The sequence below is a fragment of the Streptococcus sp. 1171_SSPC genome, from assembly GCF_001069335.1.
Taxonomy (GTDB): domain Bacteria; phylum Bacillota; class Bacilli; order Lactobacillales; family Streptococcaceae; genus Streptococcus; species Streptococcus xiaochunlingii.
This window is the reverse complement of record NZ_JWAK01000014.1, coordinates 1-5,858: the sequence shown is the minus strand read 5'-3', so window position 1 is coordinate 5,858 and position 5,858 is coordinate 1. Positions and strand designations below refer to the sequence as shown.

The window sequence follows — 5,858 nt, the reverse complement described above, 5'->3', positions numbered from 1 at the left end:
GTAGAGCCCACTCAACCACTGCGTCTTGCTCGATAATCCAAAGAAAATTTAGAGGCTAGGACTTTTGTCCCAGCCTCGATTGATCAAACTATTTGAATGTGACTAGATATCCCTTCGAACATATTGAATCGCCCGATAAGAGAGAAAGAGGGTCAGAACAAGGGAAACAAACCAGATGGTCCGAAGGCCGTAATATTGGATGAGGAAGGTGGAAAGAATAGCTCCTCCCACAAAGCTCCCAATCAAAGAAGTCATAAAGAGAGACTCCCAGAAAAACTCCATCTTCCGCTCCCGTACAAAATTTCCATATGCGACCATGGTCTTCTTGAGATTCCCTGTCATAAAAGAATGGTTGTAGGCGTAATCATCTACTTCTCCAAAGGAAGTGGCTACAATACCCAAGCTCAGTCCAAAGAAAGGCACAATCAAAACATTGGGCACTTCTTTGGGAAGAAATCCTGCCACCAAGGTCGTCAAAACCAAGGGCACCAAGGTACTGAGCCGCCAAACCGAATGACTAAAGAAGCGTTGAAAGACGGTCATCAAGAAAATCCCGATCATAAAGGCCAACATGGTGGCTAGTTTGACCTCCACATCCGCGATTTCATGGCCAATTAAACCAACAGATAGAAAGACCACGTTTCCCGTTTGGCCCGCGGCCAAGGTCCCTCCTCTTTCGATAAAGGTGTAGGCATCTGAAAAGCCTGCACACATGGTCAGTAGGCAGGCAAAGGCCTTACTTCTGGAGTGAAACTCCCTTCTTAACTTTTTCATATTTCTCCCTATTTGTCATGGAAAAGAGGCTGGGACACTACTTCCTAACCTCTCTCACTTGTTATCTTATCCTTCACGTGATTCGCTCAAAATCTTCTCAATCTTGGTCGTAATCAAATCAATGGCTACAGTATTGGTCACGCCTTCTGGAATGATAACATCCGCATAACGCTTGGTTGGCTCGATAAACTGATGGTACATCGGCTTCACCACTCCCAAGTACTGCTCGATGACGCTGTCCAAACTCCGACCGCGCTCTTCCATATCTCGCTTGATCCGGCGAATGATCCGCACATCATCGTCGGTATCAACGAAAATCTTGATATCCATCAAGTCACGAAGACGCTTGTCCTCCAAGACCAAAATCCCCTCAACGATAAAGACATCCTGAGGCTCTTGACGATAGGTCTTAGAACTACGCGTGTGCTCTGCGTAGTCATAAGTAGGAATATCAACTGGACGGCCAGCCAACAACTCATTGATTTGCTCAATCATGAGGTCTGTATCAAAGGCAAAAGGATGGTCATAGTTGGTCTGAATCCGCTCTTCAAAGGTTAGATGACTTTGATCCTTGTAATAAGAATCGTGCTCAATCATAGCAATTTTTTCATCTGGGAAGTGGGACAAAATTGCACGAGAAACACTGGTTTTCCCCCCACCAGAACCACCTGTTACACCGATAATAATTGGTCTGTTTCGCATCTTCTTCTCCATTTTCTATAATCTTATTTATTCTATCACAAAAGCGGTCTCTTGACCACGACTTAAACCTTTTTTCTAAGGATTTTCATCAACCTTCCAAGAAGACCTTCCCTCCTATCCTCCATCCCAATTAGAAAGGCCCATTCCATCTTTTTAGGATGAAACATGATATAATGAAACCAGTAAATACCTGATTGAAAGGAGCTGCCATGCTGAAACTTGGTATCATCGGCACCAGTGCCATCTCCCATTCCTTCCTTGCTGCAGCTAAAGAAACAGACCAGTATGAGTTAAGAGCGGTCTATTCACGGACCTTGGAGAAAGCTCGTAGTTTCACCCAACCTTATGGACAAGTGGCCCTCTATGATGACCTGATTGCCTTTTTAGATAGTGATCTGGATGTCATCTACATTGCTAGTCCCAATTCACTCCACTATCCCCAGGCAAAATTAGCCCTCTTGGCTAAGAAACATGTCATCCTCGAAAAACCAGCTGTCACCACTCCCAAGGAATGGAAAGAGTTGGTTAAATTAGCCAAGGAGCACCAGGTCTATCTCTTTGAAGCCGCTCGCAACTATCATGAAAAAGCCTTTGCAACCATCCAAGACTTTTTCAAAGACAAGACCATCTTGGGTGGCCACATGACTTATGCCAAATACTCTTCTAAAATGCCTGAGCTCTTGAAAGGAAATACTCCCAATATTTTCTCCGACCAATTTGCGGGTGGAGCCCTCATGGATTTGGGAGTCTATCCTCTCTACTTTGCAATCGGCCTCTTTGGTCAACCTGAATCAGTAACTTATCAAGCGCGGCAATTGCCTAATTCAATCGATTTGAACGGACATGGTAGCTTGGTTTATTCTGACTTTATCATTGGCATTCAAGCCGGCAAAGATGTGACCAGCAATCTTCCTGCTGAAATTTACACGACAGACGGCACCCTTTTCTTAAGTGGAATCGAAGCCGTTAACGAGGCTGTTTTTCAAGATCATTCTGGAACTAGTTACCAACTTCCGATTACTCCTGCCTCTCATAACATGCTGGAAGAAGCTCAGGCCTTTGCTAGTATGATAACAGAAGGCAACCAGACACTTTACCAGACTTGGCTCCAAACTGGACAGATGGTCCATCAAGCCCTCTATGCTATGCGCCAAGATGCTGGAATACACTTTAAGGACGAAAACTAATATGACACTAGCATTCCCACCGCTCTGGCAAGAGCAACTCAAAACCCTCGGCTTTGAGCAACTCACTGAAATCCAAGAACGCCTCTTTGAGCCGATCACCCAAGGGGAGAACGTACTTGGAGTCAGCCCGACAGGAACTGGGAAGACTCTGGCCTATCTCTTCCCTAGTCTTCTCAAGCTAAAGCCTAAAAAAGCACAACAATTGCTGATCCTCTCCCCCAATACAGAGTTGGCCGGACAAATCTTTGATGTCACTAAACAATGGGCAGAGCCTCTTGGACTAAGTGCTCAACTTTTCCTTTCTGGCTCTAGTCAAAAACGGCAAATCGAACGTCTCAAAAAAGGACCCGAAATTCTCATCGGAACTCCAGGCCGTATTTTTGAGTTGATCAAGCTCAAGAAAATCAAGATGATGAATGTCGATACCATCATCCTGGACGAATTTGACCAACTTTTCAGCGACTCTCAGTATCACTTTGTCGACAAGATTTGCCACTACGCGCCACGAGATCATCAATTTATCTATATGAGTGCAACGACCAAGTTTGATCCAGAGCAAATCGAGCCCAATACCCTGACCATTCAGGTAGAAGGGCAAAGCTTGGACAATATCCAGCACTTCTATATGGAAGTGGACAAGCGAGAAAAGGTCGAACTCCTCAGAAAACTATCCAATGTCGAAGACTTTCGTGGCCTCGTTTTCTTCAATAGCTTGTCCGATCTAGGGAGCGCTGAAGAAAAACTCCAGTACCGAGAAGTTAGCGCTGTCTCACTTGCTAGTGACGTCAACGTCAAATTCCGGAAAGTCATTCTGGAACGCTTTAAGGATCATCAGCTGACACTCCTTCTGGCAACAGATTTGGTAGCGCGGGGAATCGATATCGACTCACTAGAATGTGTCGTCAACTATGAAGTTCCAAGAGATGCCGAAACCTACATCCACCGATCTGGGCGTACCGGACGCATGGGCAAAGAAGGCTATGTCATCACCTTGGTTAGCCATCCAGAAGAATTAAAAAGCTTGAAAAAATTAACCCCTGTTCGTCCTTTGATCCTTAAGGGAGCTCAACTCTATATAGAGGAAGAATAAGAAAAACGTTCGTAGTATTACGAACGTTTTTTAATTCCGATTGTAATAGAGGCGATGACTTTCCACTTGGTGGTTTAAGAGTTCATCAACCGTCACAATGGTGTAGCCTTGCGATTGAAGGTATTGGATCACAGCTGGGAGAGCATTAATCGAAGTTTGGTGAATATCATGCATCAGGATAATTGATCCTGGTTTGACTTGTTTTTTCACCTCTGCTAAGATCGCTTCGGTGTTATGACTCTTCCAATCCAAGGTATCCACATCCCACATGATAAAGGCTTGATCCACTGCATATTGAATGGCACTATTAATCGAACCATAAGGAGGACGAGTAATCTTCGTTTGCACTCCAGTCACCTTTTGAATCACTTCTTTGGTATCCATGATTTCTTTTTGAGCTGACTCCAAAGGCAACTTAGTTAAGACGGGATGGTTCCAAGTATGGATCCCGATTTCATGTCCTTCCTGACGGACCCGTTTAGCCACTTCAGGATAGGCTGAAACATTCTTCCCAAGCATAAAGAAAGTTGCTTTAACATGGTACTTGTTGAGGATATCCAGGGCTTGAGGAGTCGTCGATGGATCTGGACCATCATCAAAAGTCAAGGCAACCATCTTAGCGTGACGTTGGGTTTGGTAGGCCTCATAAGCTTCAAGATCTCCAGGATTTAGGCGAGCAGAATCAATCACATCATAGAGCTTCGAAAGGGGCATATCGAAGGTTTCCATGCCCTCAATAGTAACTGGAAGGGTGATAGAAAGAACACCTTGATTGTAGGTGAACTGCCAGCTTGCTATATCACTTGCTGAGACAGCTTGCATCAGCTCTTCAATTCGATCTTCCCCTAACTGTAGGAAGACCAGCTGAGAGCGCAACTCTGTTAAGAGGGTTTCTTTGGCTAGATCAGCATCCGTAAACAATTGGGAGAATTGGAAGACCGTCCCCTCATCCGTTAGATAAAGGAGGGGAAGTTTGTCGATCCCATCTTTGATGAACTTACCGTTTTTCCACTTGTACTGGGTCTTCTTCACCTGATAAGGGTGAACCCCGACAAATGGGTCTTCTGAGCGTTCGGTATGATAGAACAATAGCTCTTTGGCTTGCTGATTCTTCTTCTCTTCTTGGGGAAGAGAGCCTACGTCAGCCAAAATTCTCTCTTTGACCACTGCGATAGGTTCTTCGTTATTTTTCGGGTAGTAGGCAGCAACATAAGATTGACCGACCATTCCTTTTTGAAGAATGGTATCTTTGTCTTTTTCAACTGCTTCTTCTTCCTGGATTGCTTTGGAAAACTGTTGATTATAATTTTTGATAGCGCGTGCTTCCTCAATCTTCTGATAAGCAAGATAAATCCCCCCGATAAAAAGGAGGTTGAGGAGGATGAGAATAAGTATTTTCAAGTAGGATTTCTTCATACTCTTATTATAGCAATTTTATCACCAAAAAACAGTAGAAAACTCTAGAATCTAGAAAATAAAACCTAAAATATAGTAGGGGAATTGAAGTAGCTCAGTCCTATCTCCTGTCACTTTGAGCCGGCAACTTTCAAGCAAAAAAAAAGAACAAATGTGGTAACACCTGCTCTTTGTCACAAGTTATATGATACTGATTATAAGGACTTTTCACGAATCACTTCTACTTTGTAGCCATCTGGGTCCACAATAAAGTAATAGTTTGGAAGCGTTCCTGGCAAGCCTTTAGGATCTGTTACTTGGTAACCTTTTTCCTTATGCTCCGCATGAAGGGCTTCAAGGTCTGGCGTACTCAAGGCAACATGGGCAAAGCCATCTCCAATGACGTAAGGACCATGATCATAGTTGTAAGTTAATTCCAACTCATAGTCATCCCCTTCTAAACCAAGATAAACAATCGTAAATTTGTATTCAGGAAAATCTTTGCGACGCAATTCCTTAAAGCCAAACGCATTTGCATAAAAGGCAATTGATTTTTCTAAATTCTCCACTCGCAAACAAGTGTGTAACATTTTTGAAGCCATACGACACCTCTTTCTTTTTTTCTATTATACACTAGTCAGGCAAAAATAGCGATTATTTGAAATAGCTGAAAAAAGAGGCTGGGACAAAAGTCCTAGCCTCTCAATTGT

General features: G+C 43.6%; 6 protein-coding genes. 2 read left to right on the top strand and 4 right to left on the bottom strand.

Features of this window, described 5'->3' with window-relative positions; genetic code table 11:
- Positions 1–102 precede the first annotated feature (102 nt).
- On the bottom strand, positions 103–774 hold the full coding sequence (locus ADF75_RS01435) for a YoaK family protein (protein WP_048788887.1): 672 nt from the start codon (positions 772–774) through the stop codon (positions 103–105).
- A 66-nt stretch (positions 775–840) separates the two neighbouring features.
- A complete protein-coding gene (udk, locus tag ADF75_RS01430) occupies positions 841–1,476 on the bottom strand; it encodes a uridine kinase (RefSeq protein WP_006597323.1) in 636 nt (211 codons plus the stop codon).
- Between the two features lie 209 nt (positions 1,477–1,685).
- Here udk and ADF75_RS01420 point away from each other — a divergent pair, with 209 nt between their 5' ends.
- Both ADF75_RS01420 and ADF75_RS01415 read left to right on the top strand, forming a co-directional pair.
- Entirely contained in the window at positions 1,686–2,663 is a 978-nt protein-coding gene (locus ADF75_RS01420; protein ID WP_048788886.1) for a Gfo/Idh/MocA family protein, read from the top strand.
- Between the two features lies 1 nt (position 2,664).
- The gene (locus tag ADF75_RS01415) at positions 2,665–3,753 is read left to right on the top strand and encodes a DEAD/DEAH box helicase (protein WP_048788885.1); all 1,089 of its coding nucleotides are present in this window, start codon (positions 2,665–2,667) and stop codon (positions 3,751–3,753) included.
- Between the two features lie 30 nt (positions 3,754–3,783).
- Here ADF75_RS01415 and ADF75_RS01410 read toward each other — a convergent pair whose 3' ends face one another.
- Positions 3,784–5,169 (bottom strand): polysaccharide deacetylase family protein, encoded by a 1,386-nt coding sequence (locus tag ADF75_RS01410; protein ID WP_048788884.1) that lies wholly within the window; start codon positions 5,167–5,169, stop codon positions 3,784–3,786.
- A 194-nt stretch (positions 5,170–5,363) separates the two neighbouring features.
- On the bottom strand, positions 5,364–5,750 hold the full coding sequence (locus ADF75_RS01405; protein WP_048788883.1) for a VOC family protein: 387 nt from the start codon (positions 5,748–5,750) through the stop codon (positions 5,364–5,366).
- Positions 5,751–5,858 lie beyond the last annotated feature (108 nt).